The 25748-nt window shown below is 67.0% G+C and carries 30 protein-coding genes; 12 read left to right on the top strand and 18 right to left on the bottom strand.

The window, feature by feature from the left end; genetic code table 11:
- The 5 genes from JMF82_RS01445 to JMF82_RS01425 form a co-directional block, all read right to left on the bottom strand.
- Positions 1-1419 carry an ATP-binding protein gene (locus JMF82_RS01445; RefSeq protein WP_201312750.1) on the bottom strand — a complete coding sequence of 473 codons (1419 nt, stop codon included), beginning with the start codon at positions 1417-1419 and terminating at the stop codon, positions 1-3.
- Positions 1385-2077: a response regulator transcription factor gene (locus JMF82_RS01440; protein ID WP_201312749.1), complete on the bottom strand. Its 693-nt coding sequence runs from the start codon at positions 2075-2077 to the stop codon at positions 1385-1387. The genes JMF82_RS01445 and JMF82_RS01440 overlap by 35 nt, the downstream gene beginning before the upstream one ends.
- Positions 2077-2394, bottom strand: coding sequence for a hypothetical protein (locus JMF82_RS01435; RefSeq protein WP_201312748.1), 318 nt, complete (start codon positions 2392-2394; stop codon positions 2077-2079). The genes JMF82_RS01440 and JMF82_RS01435 overlap by 1 nt, the downstream gene beginning before the upstream one ends.
- Before the next feature lie 97 nt (positions 2395-2491).
- Positions 2492-3427 carry a tRNA dihydrouridine(20/20a) synthase DusA gene (dusA, locus tag JMF82_RS01430; RefSeq protein ID WP_236585247.1) on the bottom strand — a complete coding sequence of 312 codons (936 nt, stop codon included), beginning with the start codon at positions 3425-3427 and terminating at the stop codon, positions 2492-2494.
- A 90-nt stretch (positions 3428-3517) separates the two neighbouring features.
- Positions 3518-4147 (bottom strand): TMEM175 family protein, encoded by a 630-nt coding sequence (locus tag JMF82_RS01425; protein ID WP_201312746.1) that lies wholly within the window; start codon positions 4145-4147, stop codon positions 3518-3520.
- Between the two features lie 363 nt (positions 4148-4510).
- On the opposite strand from JMF82_RS01425, the gene JMF82_RS01420 reads away from it, so the two are divergent.
- Positions 4511-5287, top strand: a complete 777-nt coding sequence (locus tag JMF82_RS01420; protein WP_201312745.1) for a ferredoxin--NADP reductase — start codon at positions 4511-4513, stop codon at positions 5285-5287.
- Positions 5288-5457: 170 nt separating this feature from the next.
- On the opposite strand, the gene JMF82_RS01415 is transcribed toward JMF82_RS01420, so the two are convergent.
- Entirely contained in the window at positions 5458-6057 is a 600-nt protein-coding gene (locus JMF82_RS01415; RefSeq protein WP_201312800.1) for an RIO1 family regulatory kinase/ATPase, read from the bottom strand.
- A gap of 183 nt (positions 6058-6240) precedes the next feature.
- On the opposite strand from JMF82_RS01415, the gene JMF82_RS01410 reads away from it, so the two are divergent.
- The gene (locus tag JMF82_RS01410; RefSeq protein WP_201312799.1) at positions 6241-6723 is read left to right on the top strand and encodes a DUF456 domain-containing protein; all 483 of its coding nucleotides are present in this window, start codon (positions 6241-6243) and stop codon (positions 6721-6723) included.
- A gap of 98 nt (positions 6724-6821) precedes the next feature.
- Positions 6822-8591: a DUF885 domain-containing protein gene (locus JMF82_RS01405; protein WP_201312744.1), complete on the top strand. Its 1770-nt coding sequence runs from the start codon at positions 6822-6824 to the stop codon at positions 8589-8591.
- A 15-nt stretch (positions 8592-8606) separates the two neighbouring features.
- Here JMF82_RS01405 and JMF82_RS01400 read toward each other — a convergent pair whose 3' ends face one another.
- From JMF82_RS01400 to JMF82_RS01390, 3 genes are all read right to left on the bottom strand, one after another.
- Complete coding sequence (locus JMF82_RS01400) at positions 8607-8984, bottom strand: TfoX/Sxy family protein (protein WP_201312743.1); 378 nt, start codon at positions 8982-8984, stop codon at positions 8607-8609.
- Positions 8981-9649 (bottom strand): hemolysin III family protein, encoded by a 669-nt coding sequence (locus JMF82_RS01395; protein WP_201312742.1) that lies wholly within the window; start codon positions 9647-9649, stop codon positions 8981-8983. Before JMF82_RS01395 ends, JMF82_RS01400 begins: the two co-directional genes overlap by 4 nt.
- A 106-nt stretch (positions 9650-9755) precedes the next feature.
- Positions 9756-10181: a hypothetical protein gene (locus JMF82_RS01390; protein ID WP_201312798.1), complete on the bottom strand. Its 426-nt coding sequence runs from the start codon at positions 10179-10181 to the stop codon at positions 9756-9758.
- Positions 10182-10500: 319 nt separating this feature from the next.
- On the opposite strand from JMF82_RS01390, the gene JMF82_RS01385 reads away from it, so the two are divergent.
- Together JMF82_RS01385 and JMF82_RS01380 are read left to right on the top strand one after the other, a co-directional pair.
- On the top strand, positions 10501-11328 hold the full coding sequence (locus tag JMF82_RS01385) for a universal stress protein (RefSeq protein WP_201312741.1): 828 nt from the start codon (positions 10501-10503) through the stop codon (positions 11326-11328).
- A 175-nt stretch (positions 11329-11503) separates the two neighbouring features.
- Positions 11504-12157 carry an energy transducer TonB gene (locus JMF82_RS01380; RefSeq protein ID WP_201312740.1) on the top strand — a complete coding sequence of 218 codons (654 nt, stop codon included), beginning with the start codon at positions 11504-11506 and terminating at the stop codon, positions 12155-12157.
- Positions 12158-12258: 101 nt separating this feature from the next.
- Here JMF82_RS01380 and JMF82_RS01375 read toward each other — a convergent pair whose 3' ends face one another.
- Positions 12259-12546, bottom strand: coding sequence for a hypothetical protein (locus JMF82_RS01375; protein WP_201312739.1), 288 nt, complete (start codon positions 12544-12546; stop codon positions 12259-12261).
- Positions 12547-12768: 222 nt separating this feature from the next.
- Between JMF82_RS01375 and JMF82_RS01370 the strand changes: the two genes are divergently transcribed.
- Both JMF82_RS01370 and JMF82_RS01365 read left to right on the top strand, forming a co-directional pair.
- Positions 12769-13347, top strand: coding sequence for a cysteine dioxygenase family protein (locus JMF82_RS01370; RefSeq protein ID WP_201312738.1), 579 nt, complete (start codon positions 12769-12771; stop codon positions 13345-13347).
- Positions 13348-13384: 37 nt separating this feature from the next.
- Positions 13385-14761, top strand: coding sequence for an FAD/NAD(P)-binding protein (locus JMF82_RS01365; protein WP_201312737.1), 1377 nt, complete (start codon positions 13385-13387; stop codon positions 14759-14761).
- Between the two features lie 64 nt (positions 14762-14825).
- Here the strand turns inward: JMF82_RS01365 and JMF82_RS01360 are convergent, their stop codons facing one another.
- From JMF82_RS01360 to JMF82_RS01350, 3 genes are read right to left on the bottom strand one after another with little or no spacing between them, the layout of a single operon-like run.
- Positions 14826-15842: a zinc-binding alcohol dehydrogenase family protein gene (locus JMF82_RS01360; RefSeq protein WP_201312736.1), complete on the bottom strand. Its 1017-nt coding sequence runs from the start codon at positions 15840-15842 to the stop codon at positions 14826-14828.
- Positions 15843-15869: 27 nt separating this feature from the next.
- A complete protein-coding gene (locus JMF82_RS01355; protein WP_201312735.1) occupies positions 15870-16928 on the bottom strand; it encodes an SDR family oxidoreductase in 1059 nt (352 codons plus the stop codon).
- A 36-nt stretch (positions 16929-16964) separates the two neighbouring features.
- Positions 16965-18206: an MFS transporter gene (locus tag JMF82_RS01350; RefSeq protein WP_236585242.1), complete on the bottom strand. Its 1242-nt coding sequence runs from the start codon at positions 18204-18206 to the stop codon at positions 16965-16967.
- Between the two features lie 99 nt (positions 18207-18305).
- Here JMF82_RS01350 and JMF82_RS01345 point away from each other — a divergent pair, with 99 nt between their 5' ends.
- Complete coding sequence (locus tag JMF82_RS01345) at positions 18306-19235, top strand: LysR family transcriptional regulator (RefSeq protein WP_201312734.1); 930 nt, start codon at positions 18306-18308, stop codon at positions 19233-19235.
- A 70-nt stretch (positions 19236-19305) separates the two neighbouring features.
- On the top strand, positions 19306-20709 hold the full coding sequence (cls, locus tag JMF82_RS01340) for a cardiolipin synthase (RefSeq protein ID WP_201312733.1): 1404 nt from the start codon (positions 19306-19308) through the stop codon (positions 20707-20709).
- Between the two features lie 78 nt (positions 20710-20787).
- Here cls and JMF82_RS01335 read toward each other — a convergent pair whose 3' ends face one another.
- The gene (locus JMF82_RS01335; RefSeq protein WP_201312732.1) at positions 20788-21981 is read right to left on the bottom strand and encodes an MFS transporter; all 1194 of its coding nucleotides are present in this window, start codon (positions 21979-21981) and stop codon (positions 20788-20790) included.
- Between the two features lie 57 nt (positions 21982-22038).
- Positions 22039-22386, bottom strand: a complete 348-nt coding sequence (locus tag JMF82_RS01330) for a hypothetical protein (RefSeq protein WP_236585241.1) — start codon at positions 22384-22386, stop codon at positions 22039-22041.
- A gap of 217 nt (positions 22387-22603) precedes the next feature.
- On the opposite strand from JMF82_RS01330, the gene pncA reads away from it, so the two are divergent.
- Positions 22604-23251, top strand: a complete 648-nt coding sequence (gene pncA / locus JMF82_RS01325; RefSeq protein WP_201312730.1) for a bifunctional nicotinamidase/pyrazinamidase — start codon at positions 22604-22606, stop codon at positions 23249-23251.
- A 1-nt stretch (position 23252) separates the two neighbouring features.
- Here pncA and JMF82_RS01320 read toward each other — a convergent pair whose 3' ends face one another.
- From JMF82_RS01320 to JMF82_RS01310, 3 genes are all read right to left on the bottom strand, one after another.
- Entirely contained in the window at positions 23253-23441 is a 189-nt protein-coding gene (locus tag JMF82_RS01320; RefSeq protein ID WP_201312796.1) for a CPXCG motif-containing cysteine-rich protein, read from the bottom strand.
- 26 nt (positions 23442-23467) lie between these two features.
- Positions 23468-23887 carry a hypothetical protein gene (locus JMF82_RS01315; RefSeq protein WP_201312729.1) on the bottom strand — a complete coding sequence of 140 codons (420 nt, stop codon included), beginning with the start codon at positions 23885-23887 and terminating at the stop codon, positions 23468-23470.
- Between the two features lie 71 nt (positions 23888-23958).
- Positions 23959-24405 (bottom strand): PIN domain-containing protein, encoded by a 447-nt coding sequence (locus JMF82_RS01310; RefSeq protein WP_307837949.1) that lies wholly within the window; start codon positions 24403-24405, stop codon positions 23959-23961.
- A 59-nt stretch (positions 24406-24464) separates the two neighbouring features.
- Here JMF82_RS01310 and JMF82_RS01305 point away from each other — a divergent pair, with 59 nt between their 5' ends.
- Together JMF82_RS01305 and JMF82_RS01300 are read left to right on the top strand one after the other, a co-directional pair.
- Entirely contained in the window at positions 24465-24737 is a 273-nt protein-coding gene (locus JMF82_RS01305; RefSeq protein ID WP_201312727.1) for a hypothetical protein, read from the top strand.
- A gap of 74 nt (positions 24738-24811) precedes the next feature.
- The gene (locus JMF82_RS01300) at positions 24812-25696 is read left to right on the top strand and encodes an ion channel (RefSeq protein WP_236585240.1); all 885 of its coding nucleotides are present in this window, start codon (positions 24812-24814) and stop codon (positions 25694-25696) included.
- Positions 25697-25748: the final 52 nt, after the last annotated feature.

Genomic DNA, 25748 nt, shown 5'->3' with positions numbered 1-25748 from the left:
TCAGCCCGGGGGCAACTTCACGCTGAAACGCGCGCCATTGAACTCCGGCGAACGATCAACCACCAGCTCGCCGCCATAGGCGCGGATGATGTCCTGCACGATGGACAAGCCGATGCCGTGGCCCTGCACGCGCTCGTCGCCGCGCACGCCGCGCTGCAGCACGCTCTCGATCTTGTCGTCGTCGATGCCCGGGCCGTCGTCTTCCACGCTCAGCCAAAGGCCGGGGCGTGGACGGCCGGCCACCGGACGCATCTTCACCACCAGCAGTACGCGATGGCGCGCCCACTTGAAGGCGTTCTCCAGCAGGTTGCCCATCAGTTCCAGCAGGTCGCCCTGCTCGCCGTAGAACGCCGCGTTGTCGTCGATGTCGAATTCGCACAGCACGTTCTTGGCCGCATAAACCTTCTCCAGGCTCTGCACCAGGTCTTCGGCGTGGCCGGCGATGGGGATGGCGGTGGTGGCGAAGGTCTGCCGGCCCGACGTTGCCGCGCGCGCCAGCTGGTAGGCGACCAGTTCGTCCATCTTGCGCACCTGCTCCAGCACGGTGTCGCGCAGGCCGGATTCGCCGCTGGCGCTTTCCAGGCTGGAGCGCACCACCGCGAGCGGTGTCTTCAGGCTGTGCGCGAGATCGGCCAGCGTATTGCGCGTGCGCACCCGCTGTTCGCGTTCGCTGTCGATGAAGGCGTTGATGCGCTGGGTGAGGCCCATGAGTTCGGCCGGGTACTGGTCGCCCAGGTGATCGCGATCGCCGCGCTCCACGCGGGACATTTCATTGGCTACCTTGCGCAGCGGCGTGAGGCTCCAGCGCAACAGCAGCATCTGCAGCAGGATCAGCATCACGCCGAGCGACGCCAGCCAGAAGATGAGGCTGCGCCGGAACACCGCGTTGCGCCCTTCCAGCTGGTCTTCGGTCTGCGCCACCATGAAGGTGAGGTGCACCGATTTTTTTTCCGACGTGTCGAGCGCGACGCCGTAGACGTAGTAGTACAGGCGGCCCATGCGCGTATCGACGGGCCCGACGAACTGTCCCTGTCCCGGTTCCAGCGGGTGCAGGAAACCGAAGTCGCGGCCGATGGCCGACGGCGACTCCCAGCGGAAACCGTTGTCGCCGATGGCGACGGCGTACAGGCCCGAGCCCGGCCGCGAGAAGCTCGGGTCGGGCGGGGTGTCGGGCAGCAGCACCTTGCCGGAACGACCGACTTCGGTGCCTGCGAGATAAGCCACGACGAAGTTCTGCAGGCGATCCTGCAGTCCCTTCAGTGCGCTGTCGGCCGCCGTACGCGTGAGGGTGAGGCCGACCACGCCGAGAAAGGCGGCCAGCACAAAGCCCGTGGCCAGAGCCGCGCGCGCCGCCAGTGAAAACGGGCGGCGCGGCGGTGGCGGATCATTCGTCGTCGCTTTCGCTGCGTGGGATGGCAAAGCGGTATCCGCGTCCACGTACCGTCTCGATGGGCTTGAGGTTGCCTTCCGGATCGAGCTTCCTGCGCAGACGGCCGATGAAGACCTCCAGCACGTTGGAGTCGCGATCGAAATCCTGCTGGTAGATGTGCTCGGTGAGGTCGGCCTTGGAGACCAGCTCGCCCGCATGCAGCATCAGGTATTCCAGCACCTTGTACTCGTAGCTGGTGAGGTCGACCGCCTTGCCTTCCACGGTCACCGTCTGCGCGGTGGTGTCCAGCTTGATCGGGCCGCAGGCCAGCACCGGCTTGGACCAGCCGCTCGCGCGGCGCACCAGCGCGTTGATACGGGCCAGCAGTTCCTCGACGTGGAACGGCTTGACGAGGTAGTCGTCGGCGCCGTGCTTGAGGCCTTCCACCTTGTCCTGCCAGCCGCCGCGGGCGGTGAGGATCAGGATGGGATAACGCTGGCCGGCCTCGCGCAGCGAGCGGATCAGGTCCATGCCCGACATCTTGGGCAGCCCCAAGTCGATGATGGCCAGGTCGAACGGCACCTCGCGACCGAGGTACATGCCTTCCTCACCGTCCTGGGCTGCATCGACGGCAAAACCATCGCGCTTCAGGCGGGCAGCGAGCGTTTCGCGCAGCGGCGCCTCGTCCTCAACCAAAAGGATGCGCATCAGTGTTTCTCCTTGTTGCTCTCGCCGTCACTGGACGGGTTCTTGGTCGAATCGTTGGAACCGGCCTTGGCCGCTTCCGTCGTTACGGTCACCACGCGCACATGGCCTTCCGGCGTGAGTACCTTGACACGATGTTCAAAGGAACTGCGTCCGCGCCGCACGGTGCTGGCCGACAGCACCTTGCCGCCCGTTTCCTTCTGCACCTGGACCACGGCCTGCTCCAGCGACAACGCCGGCTCGGCCGATTGCGCCGCCCACACGGCCGGACCGGCCGACAGCGACAGCAGCAATACCAGGGGGCGCAAAATTGTTTTCATTTCGTTAAACAAGCCCAAATCAGTCCGCGGGGCGGAAACGCATCGTCGTTCAGACTATGGAATCGGGGCTGAATATTGACCGGATAACCGGACGGCGTCACGCCGCCACCCGCGGTTGCGCGATGGCCTGCTCAATCAGCGACCAGCCGGCACCCGGCAAATGGGCACCCTCGCTGAGCCGCCGGCGGAACCCGCGGGCGCCAGGCTCGCCCTGGTACAGGCCGAGCAGATGGCGGCTGATGTGCTTGAGGGACGTGCCACGAGCCAGTTCGGCCTCGATGTAGGGGCGCAGGCGCCGCAGGACGTCTTCCCGCGCCGGCAGCGGCTCGCCGTAAAGCGCAGCCTCCACCTTCGCCAGCACGTACGGGTCGTGGTAGGCCGCGCGTCCCAGCATCACGCCGTCGACCTGGGCGAGATGCGCCTGCACTTCGTCCACCGTGGTGATGCCACCGTTGATCACGATGACCAGCTCCGGGAACTCCCGCTTGAGTCGATACACGCGCTCGTAGTTGAGCGGAGGAATCTCGCGGTTTTCCTTGGGGCTGAGGCCCTGCAGCCAGGCCTTGCGGGCATGCACCACCAGCAACTGGACGCCCGCGCCGAGCATGGTTTCGGTGAACTGCTGCAGGTCGGCGTAGTCGTCCTGGTCGTCCACGCCGATGCGGCACTTCACCGTCACCGGCACATCGACCGCATCGCGCATGGCCTTCACGCAGTCACCGACCAGCGCCGGCTCGCGCATCAGGCAGGCGCCGAAACGGCCGGACTGCACGCGATCGGAAGGACAACCCACGTTGAGGTTGATCTCGTCGTAGCCCGCGTCGGCGCCGTAGCGCGCGGCGACGGCCAGCTCTTCCGGCTCGCTGCCGCCCAGCTGCAGCGCCACCGGATGCTCCTGCTGGCTGTGTTCGAGCAGGCGCAGCTGCCTGCCGCGCACCAGCGCGGCGCTGGTCACCATCTCGGTGTACAGGCGGGCATGCGGGGACAGCAACCGGTGGAAATACCGGCAGTGGCGGTCCGTCCAGTCCATCATGGGCGCGACGGTAAGGCGCCAGTCGTCCTTTTGCAGCGGCTGGCGGCGGGATTCGGCGGGGGCTGACATGCCCCTATTGTACCGGCTGGCTCAGGGCGCCGCGGCCGGCTGCCCCTGGCGCCAGGCCAGCCACCGCAGCGGCAGGGCCGCCAGGGCACACATCACCGTGCCGACAAGGGAGCCGAGCTGATACGCCGCCACGGCGGCAAAAAAGGCCACCGCGAAGCAAAGCTTGTAGAGCAGCTCACGCATGGCGCTGGGCGGCATGTGCGCCGTCAGCCTCGCCTTGAACGCCACGTAGCCCCACAACAGGGCCAGGCCGCCATAGAGGACGGCGAAGGCCAGTGCATAGACAAGGTACGAGCCCTGTTCCGGGGAATGGGTCAATGCGAAGCGCACGACCACAGGCATCAGCGCCACCAGGCTCAGCAGCACCATGTTGATGATCGTGCCCGGGCCATCGATATCGCGCAGGTGGGACACGATCAGCCGGTGCGCCATCCAGATCACGCCGATCAGGAAGAAGCTGAGGAAATAGGCCAGCAGCGACGGCGCCCATGCCTGCCAGAGCGTCAGGCCCTCCCCCGCCTCGGGCCGGATCTCGATCGCCGACAGGGTGATGGCGATGGCGAAAACGCCATCGGACAACATCACCAGCCGCTCCAGATGCTTTTGCGCGGCCAGCCCATGCGTGGCCTGCGCGTCCTTTCCCTGCGTCATGTCCTTTCCCCTGATGTCGGCGGGAGGCCACACCGCTATCGCCCTTCCCCGAGCGTGCGGCCTCTCCTGACATGATGCCGCAGCCATCCTTCCGTCGCGAGCAAGGCCTGTCCCGGACCGCCTGCCAACCCGCGCAACACCGCGCCCGGACTCGATTCAGCCCCGAGGCTGACGCGAGAACGCGGCCGGGGCCCGATCATGAACGATGCGGCGCCCGATGGCATAATGCACGCCCACGCGCTGCACCCAAGGCAGCACTCGTCAGGCGCAGCGGCTCATCGCCTTCCCCACACGAGTCCCGGCACCGGCCTTTGGCGGGTGCTGCTGCCTGCAGCTTTCTTATTTCTACGACGGTACCCGGCAATGGTGGCATTGGCGACGGAGCACGTGATCGACGTGCACCACTGGAACGACAGCCTCTTCAGTTTCCGCACGACGCGCGATCCTGGCTTCCGCTTCGACAGCGGCCAGTTCGTGATGATCGGCCTGGAGGTCGACGGCCGCCCGCTGATGCGCGCCTACTCGATCGCCAGCGCGAACTACGAGGAGCACCTGGAGTTCTTCAGCATCAAGGTGCCGAACGGCCCGCTGACCTCGCGCCTGCAGCACCTGAAGCCCGGCGATCCGATCATCGTCAGCCGCAAGCCGACCGGCACCCTGGTGCTCAACGACCTCAAGCCGGGCAAGCATCTGTACCTGCTGGGCACGGGCACCGGCCTCGCGCCGTTCCTCAGCCTGGTGCGCGATCCGGAGACCTACGAGCGTTTCGAGAAGATCGTGATCGCCCACGGCGTGCGCAACATCAGCGACCTCGCCTACCAGGACTACCTGGAAAACGAGCTGCCGCGGCACGAATACCTGGGCGAGCTGGTGCGGGAGAAGCTGGTCTACTACCCCACGGTCACGCGCGAGCCGTTCCGCAACCGCGGCCGCATTACCGACAACATCGTCAACGGCTCGATGAGCCAGGCCATCGGCCTGCCGCCGCTCGATCCGGCCACCGACCGCGTGATGCTGTGCGGCAGCCCCGCGATGTTGAACGACACCAGCGTGCTGCTCGACGAGCGGGGTTTCCAGGTATCGCCGCGTACGCGCGAACCGGGCGACTACGTGATCGAGCGGGCGTTCGTGGAGAAATAACCTCACGCGACCCGGCGCCTGTTTTTGTAGGAGCGCACCCAGTGCGCGACCGCAGCGTCCGGGCATCGCCGATCAAACAGTCCTCGCCCCATCGATGCCATGGCGTCGTCGCTTTGTAGGCCTTTCGCGCACTGGGTGCGCTCCTACAAAAAGGGGGCGTTGCCGTCGCGTCAGTCGCGCACGCGCCCCTGGCCTTCGTTGTCCCAATAGCCGAACACGCGACGCGCGATGAGCTTGTAGAGACGCTTGCCGGTCGCACGCCACCACCTTGAATGCGGCGCCGGCGTGTCGAGGATGGCGCGCTGGCGCGCGCTCAAAGCCTCGGGGCAGTAGGTGCGCTTGTGCTTGAGCAAATGGCGCAGGTCTTCGCGCGCGAGCACACGGAACAGCGTGCCGCGCCGGCCGCGGGTCCAGGCGATCTGGAAATCCACCAGTGCAGGACGCCCGTCCGCGCGCACCAGCCAGTTCGGTTCCTTCGCCAGATCGTTGTGCACGATGCCCCGGCGATGCAGCACCGCCAGCAGCCGCAGCGCGTCGCGGAAATAGGCCCGGTCCCGCGGCTGCGCCTGTTGCATCGGCGCGCCGGCGATATAGCCACGCAGCAGTTCGCGACCATTCCATCCGAGCAAGGCAGGGATGCCTTCGATGCCGTCGAGCTTCGCGAGCGCCCTCGCCTCGCGTGCGGCCGCGCGGCGCGCAAACGCACGCGCCCACCAGCGTGCCGCGGCGATGTCGCGCCGGATCACGCGCACGCCGTTGCGTTCGACCATTTCGATGCGGCCGAGCTCGTCGGCCTTCAGCAAGGTGTCGCCCGAGGTATCCACTAAGCATCCGCCAACGGCGCGCCATGCGCCGTGGCCGTCATTGTCGCCGATTCACCGATGGCAGTCGCACTATCGCCGGCGACGTGGGAGCCGATATGCTGCGAGCTCACCACCACCGGGGAGATCGGGTTGGAGATCGCGCTCTACGTGCTTGCCGCGGTGCTGATCGTGGGCGGGCTGGTGGGCAATATCCTGCCGGCGCTGCCGGGCATCCCGATGATCTTCGGCGGCATCTGGCTGGCGGCGGCCGTGGACGAGTACCGGCACCTGGGGCTGTGGTGGCTGCTGATCATCGGCGCGCTCGGCGCCATCGGTGTCATCGTCGATTTCGTGTCCGCCACGCTCGGGGCCAAGCGGGTGGGCGCCAGCAAGCTCGCGCTCAGCGGTGCCGCCCTGGGCACGGTGGTGGGCATGTTCTTCGGACTGGCAGGCCTGCTGCTCGGCCCGTTCGTCGGCGCCTTGCTGGGCGAACTGCTCTCCGGCACCAGCGTGCTGCGCTCGGCCCATGTCGGCGCGGCCACCTGGATCGGCCTGCTGCTCGGCACCCTGGTGAAACTGGTGCTCTCGTTCATGATGATCGGCCTGTTCGGCTTTGCCTGGCTGGTCGGCTGAAGGCGCGGCCCGGGTCGCGCTTCCGCAACCTTCGGCACATGGCACAGGACATACCCGTCCCTTTAGGCTCGTGCGACCACATCATCAGGGAAAGACCCATGTCCAAACGCCTTGCCCTTGCCATGGCGGTATCGCTGGCGGCCGCCGGATCGGCACAAGCCGCCGAGACCAAGACGCCAACCTGGATCGAACGCAGCAACACCGACGCCAAGGTGCTGCTCGACGTGCTCGCCCGCTTCAATCCGGAATTCGCCTCGCAGATCGGCGTGCCCGGCTACGACGACAAGGTGGTGGATCTCAAGCCCGACGTCGATGCGCGCACCCGCGCGGCGCTGGTCGAGGCCAAGGACAAGCTGGAAAAGATGCTGGCGGCCGAGAAGGACGAGAACGTCCGCCAGGACTTGCAGATCATGATCAAGGCGGCGAACGAGCAGGTCGAAGGCATCGACCTCAACCACAAGTACATGCTGCCCTACCAGGACGTGGGCCAGACCATCTTCCAGGGCGAGTTCGCGCTGTTGAAGGACGACGTGGACGCCAAGCGCCGCCCGTCCGCCCTCAAGCGCCTGCAGTGCTACGTGGGCAAGGCGCCGGGCTGCACGCCGATCGTTGAACTGGCCAAGGCGCAGACGCAGGCGCGCATCGGCGAGAAGGACCTGATCGGTCCTTACAAGAACGAGGTCGAGCAGAAGCTTTCCAACACGCAGCGCTATGCGCAGGGCATCCGCCAGCTGTTCGCCAAGTACAAGCTCGACAACGCCGACGGCAAGGCGGCGCTCGATGCCATGGACGCGCAGCTGAAGGACTACGACGGCTGGGTGCGCAGCACCATCGTGCCGCGCCAGCGCGCGGACTTCCGCCTGCCCGAGCCGCTGTACGCGTACAACCTCAAGCAGGTCGGCATCGACATTGCGCCGCAGGAGCTGATCAAGCAGGCGCAGCTGGAGTTCGTCGAACTGCGCTCGGCCATGCAGATGATGGCGCCGGTGGTGGCGAAGGAAGAAGGCATCCCGTCGAACGATTACCGCGATGTGCTGAAGGCGCTCAAGAAGCAGCAGCTCGGCAAGGACGACGTGGTGCCGTGGTACCACGAGATCATCGGCAAGATCGAAGACACCATCCGTCGCGAGCACATCATCACGCTCCCGCAGCGCAAGATGCAGATGCGCCTCGCCTCGGAAGCCGAGACGGCCGCGGTGCCGGCGCCGCACATGGATCCCCCGCCGTTCATCAACAACCACGGCGAACAGGGCACCTTCGTGCTGACCATGGGCAACCCCAGCGGCAGCAAGTCGGACTCGTATGACGACTTCACGTACAAGGCCGCCGCGTGGACGCTCACGGCGCACGAGGGTCGTCCGGGCCATGAGCTGCAGTTCGCGGCGATGGTCGAGCGCGGCGTGTCGCTGGCGCGCAGCCTGTTCGCCTTCAACAGCGTGAACGTGGAAGGCTGGGCGCTCTACGCCGAATCGGAAATGCTGCCGTACGAGCCGCCGTCGGGCCAGTTCGTGGCACTGCAGGCACGCTTGCAGCGCGCGGCGCGCGCCTACCTCGACCCGATGCTCAACCTGGGGCTGATCAGCAAGGAACGCGCGCATGACGTGCTGCGCTACGACGTCGGCCTGTCCGAGGCGATGACGCAGCAGGAACTGGACCGCTACACCTTCAACAGCCCGGGCCAGGCCACGGCGTACTTCTACGGCTACATGCGCCTGCAACAGACGCGCCTGAACACCGAGCTGGCGCTGGGCAAGGACTTCAACCGCCAGGCGTTCAACGACTTCGTGATCGGCCAAGGCCTGCTGCCGCCCGAGCAGCTTGCCGAAGCGGTGCGCACGCAGTTCGTTCCGTCGCAGAAGAAGAAGTAGGCGCGGCCGGTCGGCTTAGCGCGAGGGCCGCGTCTTCGGGCGCGGCCCTTTTCTTTGCGCCATCGGCGCGGCGAGCGCGCTGCGCGCGAGCCAGGCGGAGAATCGAGGCGTGTCGTGGCGCAGCGACGGCGGCACGAGGATATAGCCACGGCTGGGCGCGGCCGCCGGCGTGTGCCGGAAACGCCGCGTGCCTTCGATGGCCAGCAGTTCTTCCTGGTCGGCGGCGGCGACTTTCAGCGCAAGGCCGTCGGCAGACAACCACGCGCAGGGCTTCTCGGCGAAGTAGGCCATGAGGCCGCCGAACATCGGCTTGAAGCGCAGGTCGTGCGGACGACCCAGGTGCGTGGCCGCATCCTCGAGATCGGCACGCAGCGCGTCCAGCCCAGGGTTCACGCCGGACCGTCAGGCAGTACGTAAAGCAGCACCGCGAGAAAATGCAGCACGCTGCCGGCGAGCACGAAGAAGTGCCAGATCGAGTGGTGATACGGGATCTTGCGTCCCAGGTAGAACGGCACGCCCAGCGTGTAGGCGATGCCACCGGCCAGCAGCAGCACCATGCCGCCCGTCTGCAGATGCGCCATCAACGGCTTGAACGCCACCACGCCGACCCAGCCCATGCCCACGTACATCAGCACGGCGAGCTTGCGGTACTTCTTCAACAGGCCCAGTTCCAGCGCACTGCCCACCAGCGCCAGCCCCCACACCGTGCCGAACAGGCTCCAGCCCCACACGCCGGGCAACGCAATCAGGGTGAACGGCGTATAGGTGCCGGCGATCAGCAGGAAGATCGCGATGTGGTCCAGCGTCCGCAGCACGCGCTTGGCGGGTGCGCCGGGCACCGAGTGGTACAGGGTGGACGCCGTATAGCAAAGGATCAGGGACGCGCCGAACACGGCGCTGGCCACCACCGCCCGCACATCGGCGTACAGCGAGGCGAATGCCACGAGGGTGGCGAGGCCGGCAATGCTCAGCAGGATGCCGATGCCATGAATGACGCTGCTGGCGAGTTCATCGCCGAACGCGTAGCGGGGTAGCACCGAGCCGGAACTGACGGACATGGGGAGATCCTTGTGAAGCGACGTACGGGGGCGTACGCCACCATAGCCGCCCCAGGCTCGATTGCAAGCGGCGCGGCGTGTGTGGAACGCCGCGCCGTGCCTCAGGTCACTCGATGATGAAAGCGCCGAAAGCGATGCCCAGGTCCCAGCCCTTGCCGGTGCCGCTGAGGGCCAGCGAGACATTGCCCTTGGTCATCACCCGCGCGCCCGCCGACTTGGCCGCGCCGGCATGCACGCCGGCGTCGGCGTAATGTCCCTTGATCTCGCCGATGCTGGTGATGCCGGAGAACTTGCCGACGCCGTTGTCGATCTGGTTCTTGCCGAAGGTCAGGCCGCCGCCCTTGACGCGGATGTGCACGCCCATGGTCTGCCCGTTGCTGCAATGGACGGTACCGCTGCCTTCGGCCGTCTGGTAGAAGACCGACCAGCCGGAGAGCCGGAAATTCATCTTGCACTCGAGGTCGCCCGCGTGCGCCGGCAGCGCCAGCATGCCGGCAAGGGCCAGCGCCGCCGCGCCCATGATCTTCGTCATCGCCATGCCGGTTCTCCTCGCGGGGCCCGCCGGCCGCCCGGCAGGTAATCCCGTCGATTCTGGCAAGCATTCGCCGTCTGCCACGTGAATGCAGTCTTCACCCTGGATGTACGGCAAAACAAGCACAACCTGGGGACAATAGCATCACCGGATGTCCCCTCTCTCTCCCCCGACGTCCGGACTTGCTGCCCCGCCCCCTGTGCGGGGCTCTTTTTTTGTGCGCCGCCCGGACACGGCCACGCTGCGGCAACACGGGCTACACGGACGTCCATGGCAGGCTCTAAGCTGGTGACGAACCGGGAACCGGGAGGATCGCGCGATGTCGACCATCGACCTGCTGTTGCATCTGGACCACTTGGACCTCGGCGTCGCCGCGCCCCGTGCGGCCATCGCCCTGGCGCAGCGCCTGGGCGCCAGGCTCGATGCGCTCTACGTGGCAGATCTCCCCGCCACCGCCTTCAGCCTGCCCGAGGCGGTGCCCGTGCAGCTCGAGGAAACCCAGCGGCGCGTGGCCGAAGCGCAGACCCACCACGACGAATGGCAACGGACCCTCGCCTCCCATGGGCTCGCCGGCGCGTGGCGGGTCACCCAGGGCGACACCGTGCAGACCGTCAGCCAGGCGGCTTCCGGCTACGACCTTCTTGTGATGGAACGCAGCCAGCAGCGCAGCGACGCCCCGGTGGGCTTCGGCTCGGTATCGCGCTGCGTGTTCGCCTGCGGACGGCCAGTGCTGGTGGTGCCGGATGTTTCACCGGTGAACGGCATCGGCAGCCGCGTGCTGGTGGCATGGAACGGCAGCCGGGAGTCGGCCCTCGCCCTGGCTGCCGCCCTACCCGTGCTGCAGCGGGCCGACGAGGTCCAGGTACTCGACGGCAGCGAGATGAATGCGGACATGCTACCGGTCCTGCCGCCGCCGGGCCTGGTCGACTGGCTGCAACGCCATGGCATCCGGGCAACCGTCGAAACTTTCAGCACGGGGCCCAGCCATGCCGCCGGTCCGGCCGTGCTGGACGCGGCCCACGAGCGGGGCGCCGACCTCATCGTGATGGGCGCCTGGAGCCGTTCGCGGCTGGCGCAGATGGTGCTGGGCGGCACCACCCGCCACCTGTTCATGCACGGCGACGTGCCGATGCTGGTAGCGCACTGAAAATTCCGTCTCGCGGTACTCGCGGGCACTCCGCGCAGAATAGCCTTCCATACGGCTACTTGTGCAAGCGTTTTCGATCGGCTTAGGCTGACATCGCACCAGCACGATCCCCACCGCATCCCCATGCGGCGTGCCCGGTGCGAGCCATCCACATCGAAACGTCAGGAGGTCGCCCATGTCGTCCGCAAGCCTGGCCGTACCCCGTCATGCCCATCCCGACGCCGCGCGCATCGCGGCGCTGAGCGCGGCCATCGCCGTCAATCTCGTTGCGCTGTTGGCCGTCCTGCGGCCCATGGCGCCGCAACTGATGCAGCAGATGCAACACATCAGCGAGATGACCATCCATTGGATCCCGGCACCACCCAAGGTCGAAACCCCTCCGGACATCGAGCTCAAACCCGTGCCCAAGCCGGTGCCGGTGCCGCGCACGCACGTCCAGCCAAAACCTGTCTCGCCACCAGCGACGACCACCGACGAGGGCACCCTCGCCGCACCTCCGGTGCCTCCGGCCGCCACGCCGGCGGTCGAACCGAACGTCGGCACCGCACCGATCGAAGCCACCCTCGCCTATCGCGCCGTCCCGCTGAAATTTCCGCCCGCCGCGCTGCGCGCGCACATGGAGGGCACGGTGGTGCTCAAGGTGCTGGTGGACGAGCAGGGCGTGCCCCAGGAAGTGACGATCGAACAGAGCAGCGGATACGCCCTGCTCGATCGCAGCGCACGCGACCAGGTGTTGCGCGGCTGGCGCTTCCAGCCGGCGACCGCGGGTGGCCAGGCCGTGCGCGCCTGGGCACGCGTACCGGTGAGCTTCAACGTCAACCAGCTGTAAGCATGCGCATGACGTGACGGCATCGCGTCATGCGCGTCGAGGGGAAGGCCCGGCCTGCATCCAGTGTCAGACCGGGCCCTTCCACGGCAATCGACCATCCATCAATGTGCCACGTTGGCGGGTGTCGCCGTGCGATGGGATGCACGCGCGATCGCCCATATCACCGCCACCAGCAGGATCACGGGCAGGCAGAACGGCAGTACCGCCAGCGCGACGATCGGCGCGACGATCAACAGTGCCAATCCGCCGAACACCAGGCCAAGCACGGCGCCGACGAGATGAAACAATCCGCCGACCAGTGCGAAGGTCAGCTTGAATACGGCGCCGATCAAGGCAACCGCGAGCCAGAGACCCACGAACAACATCAAGAGCACGCTCATCGTGATCATGGCGATCCTCCTCCGCAGCAGCCGGTGGCCTTGGTGCCCGGGCGTCATGCTGGCGACCGAAGCGTATTTCAAGGCTTGTGCGGTAGTGATCGTGCGCTTTTGGCACGGCCCGCACATGTCGCGAAAGTCATGCCACGGACGGGACGATTCCCGCTTCCAGGTTACGGGACTTTAACGATGCGCATGATCCACTGCGCGCCGGTTCCCATCGAGTAGCCTCGCATGGCCAGACACATGCAACACCTCAAGGCGCTGCGCGACATCGCGTTCGACTACGGTGTGGGCGATCACCCTGATCTCGCCTCGATGGCGCGGGACTTGAGCCGGGCGGTATTCCAGCACAGGCAATCGATCAACGACGGCCTGGCCGATTTGCGCACGCGGGACCAGGGCTTCGAACGCTGGCTGGTCGCGCAGCGGAGCAAGCCGGGCGTCAGCGTGCTGGTGATGGCGTGGCCGGCGAACTACATCACGCCCATCCATGACCACGGCGGGCTCTGGGGCCTGGAGCTTGCCCTGCACGGCGCGCTGGAAGTGGAATCGTGGGATCGTGGCGCGGATGGCAAGGCCCTGCGCCAGACCGGCCGCGATTGGCTGGGCCCCGGCGATGCCACCTGGTTCGATGCCGATGACAGCCATGCGCACCGGTGTCGCAATCTGTCGCGGCAGGAAACAGCGTTGACGCTTCACGTCTACGGTGGCGATCTGGCACAGTACTTCACATACGAAGAAGCCGGGAAATCCGGCCAGTGGCTCGTGAAGCCGCAGCGCAGCGCCATTGCTGGCCAGCTGTACGCCTGAGCCGCACCAGACAAATCACGCTTTTCAAGGGAGTGGCATGTATCGACGGGTCGCCATCATCGGCGGCGGCGCTGCAGCGGCAGCGCTGCTGAGCGAGCTGCTGGATCGCCAGCCGCCGCAGCCGTTGCATCTGGACTGGTATACCGGCGGCGGCACGCCGGCGCGCGGCGTCGCCTATGGCACGCGCTCGGATCGGCACCTGCTGAACGTGCGCGCCGCTTCCATGAGCATGTTCGTTGCCAGGCCGCAGGGTTTTCTCGAATTCGCGCAACGCGGCGACAGCAGCATCGCCGGCACCGATTTCCTGCCGCGCCGCCTGTACGGTGATTACCTCGAAGCCGAGGTCAACCGCGCGCTCGCACGCGCTCGCGAAGCCGGGCACGACGTGCGCGTGCTGCCGTTTGCCGCCGATGCCGTGGTGCCGGAAAAAGATGGCGTCACCGTGATCCACGGCGAAGAGAACAGCCGCGTGGATGCCGCCGTGCTGGCGATCGGTTCGCTGCCGCCGCAACCGCTGGCCGGGGTCAGCGATGCCGCGCTCGAGAGCGGACTGTACGTCACGGAGCCCTGGGGCTTCCTGGCCTCGGCAACACCGGACCCGCGCCCGCGCAAGGTCGTGCTGATCGGCCTGGGACTCACCGCGGTGGACGTGGTGCTGGAGCTCTCGGCGCTATGGCCCAACGCCACGTTCGAGGCGATCTCCCGCCACGGCTTGCTGCCCGAGCCGCACCTGGAAGCCGCCTCGGCACCGGCCGATGACAGCGGCGAGCTGATCGAGGCGATGCGCGAAGCACCGGACATCCGCACCTGGATTCGCCTGCTGCGCGAGGCCGTTGCGCAGAGCACGGATTGGCGCACGGTGATCGACAGCCTGCGTCCGCACACGCCCTCGCTGTGGGCGTTGCTGCCGCCGGTCGAGCGTTCGCGTTTCCTGCGCCATGCGCGCTGGGCGTGGGAGCGCGTGCGCCATCGCATGGCGCCGCAGGTGATGGCTTCCCTGAATCGGCTGGAAAGCGAAGGCCGCCTGCATCGTCGCCGCGGCCGCCTGCAGGCCGTGGACCTGGCCGATGGCAAACTGCATCTGGACATCCGCTTGCCGCACGGCAAGGGCGTGGAAACCATGGATGCGGACCTCGTGGTACAGACCGTCGGCCTCAACACCGATGTGCGCCGTACCCAGCATCCGCTTGTGCGCCAGCTTTCCACCAACGGCCACATCACGCCCGACCCGCTCGGCCTGGGCTGTGCCGCCTCGACCGAAGGGCGCCTGGAGCACGACGGTCATGCGTGGCAGCACTTCTACGCCATTGGCACGCTGCTGCGCGGCACCTTGTGGGAATCCACCGCGATACCCGAGATCCGCCAGCAGGCGCGCAACCTGGCGGACCGCCTGCTCGCGCCACAGGTCGCCTGATCGATCGACCGCACGGCAAAGGGGCGGCGCACTTGCGTCGCCCCTTTGTGTTTCCTGCCGCCGGTCAGGCGAAACCGCTCAACACCAGCTTGCCGATCGTGCTGGCGCTTTCCAGTTGCGCGTGGGCGCGACGCAGGTTGCCGGCGTTGATGGCGCCGAGGTTTTCCCGCAGCGTCGTGCGCAGCACGCCGGCATCGACGAGGTCGCTCGCCTCGTTGAGGATACGGTGCTGGGCCTGCATGTCCTCGGTGTGATGCAGCGAGCGGGTGTACATGAATTCCCAATGCAGTGAGATGCTTTTGGATTTCATCAGGCCGATATCCAGCGGCGTCGCCGGATCGTCGATAAGGCCGAGCTTGCCTTGCGGCTTGAGCAGCTCGACGAGCGCGGGGAAATGCTGTTCGGTGTGGGTGAGGCTGAGCACGTAGTCCACGCCCTGCGGTGCCACGGCCTTCACCGCGGCGACCAGATCGGCGCGATGATCCACCACGTGATGAGCCCCCATGCCCGTGGCCCACGCGCGACTGTCGTCACGCGACGCGGTGGCGACCACGGTGAAGTTGGTGAGGCGCCGCGCAAGCTGGATGGCCATCGAGCCCACCCCGCCCGCACCGCCGACGATGAGCACCACGCCACTGCGCGCCGTGCTGCCGCGCGGCACACCCAGGCGATCGAACAGCAGCTCCCACGCTGTCAGCGTGGTCAGCGGCATGGCCGCAGCCTGCGCGAAATCCAGCGTCGACGGCTTGCGCCCGACGATGCGCTCGTCCACCAGCTGCAGCGCGGCGTTGCTGCCGGAACGGTCGATGGCGCCGGCGTAGTACACCGTGTCGCCCGGCTTGAACAACGTGACATCGGCACCCACCGCGACCACGGTGCCGGCGGCATCCCAACCGAGCACCTTGTCCGCACCTTGCGGATCCACCCGCTTGCGGATCTTGGTATCCACGGGGTTGACGGATACGGCCTCGACCTTCACCAGCAGGTCGCGCCCCTGGGCCACGGGTTCGGGCAATTCCACATCCAGCAGGCTCTGCGCGTCATCGATGGGCAGGCTGCGACGGTAAGCGACGGCTTTCATGGGTTCTCCGGACAAAAGAGGGATGTATCAGGGAATGATCTTGCGCCGGCGGAAGTCATCGAAAAGTCGCGTGAACATCGCCTGCGTCTCGATGTGCTCGTGGAAACCGAAGCGCCGCGCCTTCGAACCGTCGCCGAACATGTCGTAGTCCCACGAGAACACGAAATCGGCAAAACGCCAGGATGAGACATCGGCGTAGGCGTGGCCGGCCAGGCCGTGCCTCTCGATCATCGCATGCCACAGCGGTTCCTTGTCCGCCATCACCGAGTCCAGCGAGAGCGGCAGCGGCTGCTCCACCTCCATGTCGAAGTAGCGGGCGATGGCAGGCCACATCTCGCTCCAGCGGAACAGATCGCCGTTGGTGATGTTGAACGCCTGGTTGGCGCACGCCGGATCCGTGGCTGCCCAAACGGTGGCGCGCGCAAGCAGGCCCGCGTCCGTCATCTCCAGCAGATGATCGTAGGCGCCTGGCTTGCCGGGAAAACGCAGCGGCAGCCCCAGCTCCTTGCTCATCGAGGCATACACGGCGATGGCCAGTGCCAGGTTCATCGGATTGCCCAGCGCAAATCCGCCGACCACGGCGGGACGGATCGCCGACCAGCTCCAGCTTGCGCCTTGCTGGCGCCGCTCAAGGAAACGTTGCTGGTCGTGCATGAACTCCGGCGGCATGAAGGCCGCATCGGTTTCGCGTGCGGGCGTCTTGAACGGTCCTAGGTGGCCACCGTAGACCTTGTAGCCCTGCATCAGGCCGATGTGTTGCAGGCTTTTCGCCACCGGCTCGATCGCATCGATGACATTGACCAGCATCGCCAGGTTCGGCGGGACCAGCTCGGCCCAGCTCGGGCGGTCCTGGTAGGCGGCATAGAACACATGCGTCACCTGCGCGAGCGGCGCCAGCGTCCGCTGCGCGTCGTCGGGATCCAGCAGATCCACCGCGAGGTGATTCACACGCCCCGACGATGCCCCGCCGCGGCGGGAGAGACCGATCACCTGCCAGTCATCGAGCGAGGCGAGGTGATCGGCCAGATGGCGGCCGATCACGCCCTGCGCACCGACCACCAGCGCCACCTTGCTTGATGTCGTCATGACAAACCCCCGAATGGATGATGGAGACGCCGTCGCTCAGGCGCCGGCGACGCAGGCCACGGCGTCGCGGGAGCTGCGGCGGCGCTCGAGCGCGGCGCTCGCCAAGGTCACCAGCAGGCCCAACAGCGTGACCATGGCGCCCGCGACGCTCACCGACGGCAGGCCGAGGTTGAGGTTGATCATCGAGCCACCGATGAAGGCGCCGATCGCATTGCCGAGATTGAACGCCGCGATGTTCAACGTGGAAGCCAGATGTGGCCCTTCGCTCGCCTGCTGCACCACGCGCATCTGCAGCGGCGGCACGGTGGCGAAGGCGAACACGCCCCAGACGAACACGGTGACGATGGCCGCGACAGTGCTGTGCATGGTCCACGCGAAGGCGAACATCACCAGCGCCAACACCACCAGCACGCCGGCCAACGAAGGCATCAGGCGCCAGTCCGCGAGGCGACCGCCGAGCATGTTGCCGACGGTGGTGCCCACGCCGAACAGGATCAGCACCCAGCCCGTTGCGCCCACGCTGACATGCGATTGCTGCTGGAGGATGGGCGCGATGTACGTGAAGACGGTGAACACCCCGCCGAAGCCCAGCACCGTCATCGCCAGCGCCAGCAATACCTGCGGCTGGCGCAAGACACCGATCTCGCGACGCATGTCCGGCGACGGCATGCCCGGCAGGGCCGGCACCAGCCGCCACACGGCGATGGCCGCCACCACGCCCAGCACGGTCACCGCGCCGAAGGTGGAGCGCCAGCCGGCCCATTGGCCAAGGAAGGTGCCGAACGGCACGCCCAGCACGTTGGCGAGCGTCAGGCCGGTGAACATCAGGGCGATGGCACGGGCTGCCTGGCCACGGGGAACGATGTGCGAGGCGACCACGGCGCCGATGCCGAAGAACGAGCCATGGCAGAACGCGGCGACCACGCGGGCCACCATCAGCACGCCGTAGTTCGGCGCCACGGCGCACAGCGCGTTGCCCAGGATGAACAGGCCGAGCAGGAGCAGCAGCGCGTTGCGGCGCTCCATGCGCGCCGTGAGCGCGGCCAGGAGCGGCGCGCCCGCGGCGACGCCCAGCGCGTAGCCGGAGACCAGCAAGCCGGCGGAGGGGATGCTCACGTGCAGGTCGCCGGCCACCTCGGGCAACAGGCCCATGATCACGAATTCGGTGGTGCCGATGGCGAAAGCAGCCACGGACAGCGCCAGCAGGGCCAGGCGGGAAGCGCCCGCGCCCACGGTGTCGGCAGGTGCCATCCCTTCGGAAGGGGAGGAGAGGCTCATGGAGGAAACGCCAGAAATGGACTGCCGGGTACTTTGCGGCTTGTCCGGCTTGGCGGGAATTGAGCAAACTAGAGAGGCATCTTTTCCTGAAAGTTGAAGATGGTCGATTTCGAGGACATGCGGCTGTTCGTCCGCGCGGTCACCGACGGCAGCCTCTCGGCGGCCGGGCGGGCGCTCGGGCTGTCGCCGGCGGCCGCCAGCAAGCGCCTGAACCGGCTGGAGCAGTCCCTGGGCGTGCGGCTTCTGCAGCGCAGCTCGCGGCGCCTGGCGCTGACCGAGGAGGGCACGATCTACTTCGAGCGCGCCCAGGCCATCATCGCGGACGTGGACGACGCCCATTCGGCGGTGGGCCTGCGCCAGTTGGAGGTGCGCGGCCAGCTCCACGTCTCTGCCTCGGTGGACATGGGGCGGCAGTACATTGGCCCGATCGCGGCTGACTTTGCGGCCCGGCACCCTGCCCTCACCCTGCGCCTGACGAACTCCGACGCCGTGCTCGACCTGTTCGAGCACGGCGTGGACGTGGCCGTGCGCGGGGGCACCATGGCCGATTCGCGGCTGGTGTCGCGCCTGCTCGCCAGCAGCTTCCGCGTGCTGTGCGCATCGCCGGCCTACCTTGCCCGGCGCGGCCATCCGCGCACGCTGGAGGATCTGCAGCGGCACGACTGCCTGATGCTGCACCGCCCCGGCCACGGCATCCTGCCCTGGATCGTGCAGACGCCGGAGGGACCTCGCCCGCTCCGGGTGGATGCCTCGATCACCTGTGACAACGGCGACCTGATGCGCGCACTGGCGCTGGCTGGGCACGGACTGGCGTTCAAGTCGGCCTGGGATATCGCCGAGGATGTTCGCGCCGGCCGGCTGGTGCCGCTGAAGGGCGACGTGGTCCTGCCCGGCGCGCACATCTATGCGATCTATCCCAGCCGCTGCTACCTGCCTGCACGCATCCGCCTGTTCGTGGATCATCTGCAGCACGAGCTGCAGCAACGCGAACGCGACGTGCTCGATACTGTGCGCAACGCCATGACCTGAACCATTACCGCGAGGACAGCATGCCGAACCCGATTCGCACGCGCCTTTCCTCCATCCACGGGTGCTGCCCATGCTGAGCAGCGTCATTGGCGTTGTCCTGCTCGTGCTGCACGCTGCCGGCGTGGTCGCCGCGATGCACGCGGTGATGAACACGCGCACGCCGCAAGGCGCATTCGCCTGGGCGCTGGGCCTGGTGCTGCTGCCCTACATCACGCTCGTTCCCTATCTCTACCTGGGCCGCAGCCGGTTTCACGGCTACGTCGACCTGCATCGCCTGCGTCGCGAGCAGATGCAGGCCATGGCGAACACCACGCTCGAATCGGCGTACTCGACGCCATGGGTATGCGGACGCTACGACGAAATCGCGACGATGCTGCATGCGCGTTTCCATGCCGGACAGCAGCTTCGCCTGCTGGTGAATGGAGAGGCGACATTCAACGCCATGCTCTCGGCGATCGGCGAAGCCAGGCATTGCGTGCTGCTGCAGTTCTTCATCATCCATGACGATGCGCTGGGGCGGCGCATGCAGCAGGTGTTGATCGAGCGCGTGCGCGCAGGCGTGGAAGTCTGCGTGCTCTACGACGGCATCGGCAGCCACGCCCTGCCCAGCCACTACGTGGAAACACTGCGCGAAGCCGGCGTGGCGATCCACTCGTTCGCCACGCAACGGCGCAGCAATCGCTTCCAGCTCAACTTCCGCAACCACCGCAAGATCGTCGTGGTAGACGGCATGCGGGGTTTTGTCGGCGGGCTCAACGTGGGCGACGAGTACCTCGGCCTCAAACCGCCGTTGTCGCCATGGCGCGACACGCACCTGCAGATCGAAGGCCCGGCCGTGGCCGACCTGCAACGCAGCTTCGCCGAGGACTGGCATTGGGTCACCGGTGCATTGCCGCCCCTGCTGCGTCCCGAACATGCCGTGGGCCATGCGCATACCCTGATAGCCGCCACCGGCCCGGCCGACCGGCAGGAAACGTGTTCGCTGTTCTTCGTCACGCTGATTCACGCGGCGCGACGACGATTGTGGATCACCACGCCCTATTTCGTGCCCGACCAGGCGGTGATGTCCGCGCTGCGGCTGGCCGTGTTTCGCGGCGTGGACGTGCGCGTGCTGATTCCGTCGCGACCGGATCACCATGCCGTCTTCCTCGCCACCGGCCTGTATGCACACGATGCCGTGCGCGCGGGCATCCGCGTGTTCCGCTACCAGCCCGGCTTCCTGCACGAGAAGGTGGTGCTGATCGACGATGACACCGCGTCCGTCGGCAGCATGAACCTGGACAACCGTTCGTTCCGCCTCAACTTCGAGATCGGCGCACTCAGCGTGGGAACAGAGTTCGCGGCCGAGGTGGAGGTCATGCTGCTCGAGGATTTCTCGCATGCGCATGAAGTGACGGAGGCGGAATATTTGAAGGCACCGTATCTGCGGCGACTGGCAATGCACGTCGCGCGGCTGTTCGACCCCGTACTGTAGAGCGAGCGGCAGGGGCGCGAAGCGGTGGGCGAGCCGCCGCGGCCGCGCATTGGCTGCGTTCCCGCGAGGGACAAGGCGTCAGCGGGACTTGCCGTAGCCGAGGTAGAGCGTGCCGGTGAGCAGCGCCGCGCCAAGCGACAGTGCGGCGGCGGTGGCGAACATCGGGCCGTAACGTCCGCCGGACGCGATCCATCCGCCCAACGGACCGGTGACGCCGAGCGCCACGTCGATGAACACCGAATAGGCCGCCAGCGCCGCACCGCGATTGCTCACGCTCACGCGCTCCACCGCCACCACGCCAAGAGCGGGAAAGACCAGCGAGAAACCGATGCCGCACAGCGATGCGCCGAGCATGGCCACGCCGACGTGGCTTGCCGTCGCCAGCACGAACAACCCGGCGGCCTCGACCAGCAGCGAAACCAGGGCAACGCGATAGCCGCCGAAGTGCGCGATGGACCAGCCGAGCAGCAAGCGCACGCCCACGAAGCACACGCCGAAGGCGCTCAGCGTGGGCGCGGCACCCACCCATCCCTGGCTGGCGTAGTAGAGGGTGATGAAGGTGGCGATCACGCCGAAGCCCACCGAACCCAGCGCCAGGCCCATGCCATAGGGAGCCACGCTGCTGAACACGCGATGCATGGGCAGTCGTTCGCCCGCTTCCACGCGTACCGGCGGGCGCCGCCATGCGAGCACCCATGCGAGCAGCATCAACGCGACGGCGGACAGGCCGATCATCACGAAGCCACCGAGGGACACCAGCACCACCCCCAGCGGCGCGCCCACGGCCAGCGCGCCATAGGTGGCGATGCCGTTCCACGAGATCACCTTGGCCGTATGTTCGGTGCCCACGCGCCCGATGCCCCACATGATGCAACCGGTGGCAACGCAGCTTTCGCCCATGCCCAGGGCGAGCCGCGCCAGTAGCATCGCGCCCAGCGAGGCCAGGGGCCACGCGCGCAGCAAGGCAGCGACGATCATCAACAACCCGCTCGCCGCGCACGCCTGCAGGCCGATCCAGGCCGCGCGCTTGGGGCCGGAGGTGTCCGAGGTACGCCCGGCGAAACCACGGCTCAGCAAGGTCGCGACATACTGCGTGCTGATGACCAGGCCGGCGATGACCGCGCTGAAGCCAAGGTCCTCGTGCACGAAGGGCGGCAGCACTGCCAGCTGCATGCCGATCACGAGATAGGCCAGGAACGTGAAGCACACGATCTGGACGATGCGCAGGGTCAGCCGGAAACCGCGGGCCTGTGTATCTGCTGGGTTGGACATGGGCACAACGTGGAAACGGAAGAAACCATGCGGCGGCGGGCAAGGCCCGCGGCCGCCTTACGTCGGGTGGCGACGGCCGAGTGCCAGCCAGCCCAGGTACACGCCAATGCCTGCGCCGATGAATTCGAACAGCACGCGCTGGCCCAGGTTGTCCGCATCGTGCACCGCAGCCAGGCGGATGCGCAGCAGTTGCAGCGATTGCAGGCGGCCGTAGTTGAAATAGAACAGGTTCCACAGGTCCTGGCCGCCGGCCAGCGCCATGGCGGCCACGTACGACCAGCTCAGCTCCATCGCGATGCTCCAGCCCTGGCTGCGGCCGATGCGGGTGAGCAAGGCAAACACCAGGAACCCGACCGCCGCGGCGATCGCGCCGGCCTCCAGCGCGCCCACCAGGCCGTATCCCATCCAAGATTGGTCGTAAGGCATCGCCCCTGTCCCATCGTCTTTGTTGTTTGACGCCATTATGCCTGCAGCCAGAACGATGACCCGCGTCACGTAGGAAATTTCCTACCCTGAACCCCGCTCATCACGTACAGGACACCCGTCGAGCCGGTCACACCGCGTTGAGGCGGAGCACGACTAGACTTTGCGGCCGCAGACTTTTACGAGCCCGATGCGCCCCATGAGCCCCCCCGTCAGCAGCCGCGCAGCCCTGGTTTTGGTCGATGTGCAGCCGGATTTCATGCCCGGCGGCACCCTCGCCTGCCATGAAGGCGACGCCATCGTTCCCGGCATCTCCCGGCTGCTGGAACGGCAGGTGTTCCGGCATGTGGTCGCCACGCAGGACTGGCATCCGGCCGGGCACGTCTCGTTCGCCAGCTCGCATCCCGGACGCGAGGCCTTCGAGCGCATCCCGCTCTACGGCCACGCGCAGACGCTCTGGCCCGATCATTGCGTGCAGGAAACACCGGGCGCGGCCCTGCATCCGTCCATCGACTGGTCCCGCGTGGACAAGGTGATCCGCAAGGGCGACGACCCGCGCGTCGATTCCTACAGCGGCTTCCGCGAAAACCACGGGCCCGACGGCACGCGCCCCAGCACCGAACTGCACGACTGGCTGCGGGCGAAGGGCGTGGATGAAATCTACCTGTGCGGCCTGGCCCGCGACGTATGCGTGCTGTGGACGGCGCAGGACGCGGTGGACCTGGGTTATCGCACGCACGTGGTGTGGGATCTCACCCGGCCGGTAACGCCGGATACCGATATCGCCACGCGCGTCCGCTTCGACCAGCTGGGCGTGGACACGCTGGAGTCCGGCACCCTGGGCTGAGTCAGCCGTCGTTCTCGGAGGTGGCGCGCACGTGCAGCGCGCCATCCTCGTCGACCTCCACCGAGACCTGCATGGGTCGGCAGCACACCTGGCAGTCCTCGATGTAGTGCTGGCTCTCGACCGAACTGTCCACCAGGACTTCGATCGGCTCGCCGCAATACGGGCAATAGGTGAGGACCGGTTCGAGCATCGGCGTCATGGGAGCTTCCCGCGCGGTCAGCGCTTGACCTGCGAAAGCGATGAACCCCACTTGTTCACCGCCAGCTGGGTGGTCTCACCCGGCGCCAGCGTGGCCTGCACCTGCGCATCGCTGCCGGTCTTGTGGCAGGCACCGGAATTCTGCAGCGTCACCACGTGCGAACCGCTGGGCACCGAGAACGACACCTGCTCGCCGGTTTCCAGCTGCGCGGCGAACTTGTCGTCGATCATGATCTGGCTGGAGCAGCCGCCGCCGAAGTAACCATTGGCCCGCACGACCTGCAGCGTGGCGTCATTCGCGCCCGGCGTCTGGTAGAGGAATACGCGATTGGCCACCGCGTCCCGGATCACCTTGTCGTGATCGTTGGTGACGCCACACCCCGTGAGCAGCAACGCGCCCACCACCACCGCACCTGCCACGCTCTGTGCTGCCTTCATTGTCGGACTCCATGCCTGGTCAACGCGGGGAGCATCGCGAATGCGCGATCAATCCCGCGTGAACCGCGTGCTCACGCCGGCGGCTGCCACGCGGCCGGCGCCACGATCTGGAACCAGCCCTCGCGCGCGGTGCGCCGGGCCAGCCGCAGCACGGCTTTGTCCTTGCTCAACAGCCACCGGGCGTCGGCAAGCAAGGCGAGTTCGAGGAACTTCTGATCGTCCGGATCGGCGCAGCGCGGCAGCCTGACATCGGCCCTTGGCGGCAGCTGCGTGGCCGCCAGCAAGCTTGCGCACCGGTCGAATGCCAGCGCGGCTTCCTGGCGGGCCGCTTCGTCCAGGGAAAACCCGGGATAGCCGAGCACGGCCAGCCATTCGGCGCGGCAAGCCTCGTCGACGACCGCCTGCACCACGCCGGCCTGCAGGGCATCCAGCACGTGGCGGACGGCGGGATCGCGGAACACGAAGAGGTCGAGCGCGACATTGGTGTCGAGGACAAGGCGGGGAGGAGATGCGGACATGGCGCGCATGGTGGCACAGCCGACCCGCTAAAATGAGGCACCCCACCTGGACCGCCGCCATGACCGACCGCCTCTTCGACGACTACGCTGTCCACGCCACGGCGGTGGCGGAAGGCTCGCGTTTTACCGCCTGCCTCGTGGTTACACCCCGCGCGCGCCATGGCTACCCCGTGTACTACGCGATCGCCGAGAACCGCAGCTTCCGCGAACGCGAACGGGCCGAGCAGGCGTCGGCGAAGGCGTTGGCCGCGATCATAGGACTGGAAGGCGATGGCACGCCCATCTTTCCCGACGACTACACCGGGTTCGACGACCCCCTGCCCCCTGCGTAAGCCGCCGGCGCCACGATAAAATCGAGGCGCCCTCCCACGACCGGTCCTGCACGATGCCACGCTGGCTGCATCCGATGTCCCCACGCCCTCGCACGGTCAACATCGGCGGTCGCCCCTTCGTCAGCCATGGCCTGATGCGCCGCTTCTGGGACGACATCTACCATTTCGCGCTCACCATTCGCTGGCCGGTGTTCTTCGGCCTGGCGGCCACCGTTTTCGTACTGCTCAACACGCTGTTCGCCACGCTCTACCAGCTCGGCGACCACGCCATCGCCAACCAGTTTCCGGCCAACTTCGGCGGCGCGTTCTTCTTCAGCGTGGAAACCCTGGCCACGGTGGGCTATGGCGACATGCATCCGCAGACGGTGTATGGCCATGTCATCGCCACGGTGGAAATCTTCAGCGGCATGTTGAGCATCGCGCTGGTCACCGGCCTGGTGTTCGCGCGCTTCTCGCGGCCGCGCGCCAAGATGATCTTCGCCGACCATCCGGTGATCCGGCGCATCCACGGCCAGCCCACACTGATGATCCGCGCGGCGAACGCACGGCAGAACGTGATTGCGGAAGCCTCGGCCAAGCTTCACCTGTTGCTGCGCGAAGCGTCACCCGAAGGCTTTCGGCTGCGCCGCATCCATGACCTCAAGCTGCTGCGCGATCGCCATCCGGTGTTCATGCTGAGCTGGAGCCTGATGCATGTGATCGACGAAAGCAGCCCGCTGCACGACCTGACGCCCGACATGCTCGCCGCCACGGAAGCCACCTTGATGTTGTCGATCGAGGGCATCGATGAAACCACGTCGCAATCGATGCTGGCGCGGCGGCAGTGGAGCTATCGCGAGTGGCGCTGGAACCATCGTTACGTCGACCTGGTACACGACGACGAGCTCGGCGTGAGCCACATCGATTACAGCGTGTTCCATCACGTGTTGCCGGTGGATGACGAGTCGGATGTTTCGTAGGCGCCCGATGCCTGGGCAAGTCGCACCCAGCGCGGAAAGCCCTGGCGATCCG

The organism is Dyella sp. EPa41 (assembly GCF_016586165.1).
In the GTDB taxonomy this organism is placed as follows: domain Bacteria; phylum Pseudomonadota; class Gammaproteobacteria; order Xanthomonadales; family Rhodanobacteraceae; genus Dyella.
The sequence above is the reverse complement of the archived record's forward strand: the minus strand, read 5'-3'. Positions and strand labels throughout refer to the sequence as shown.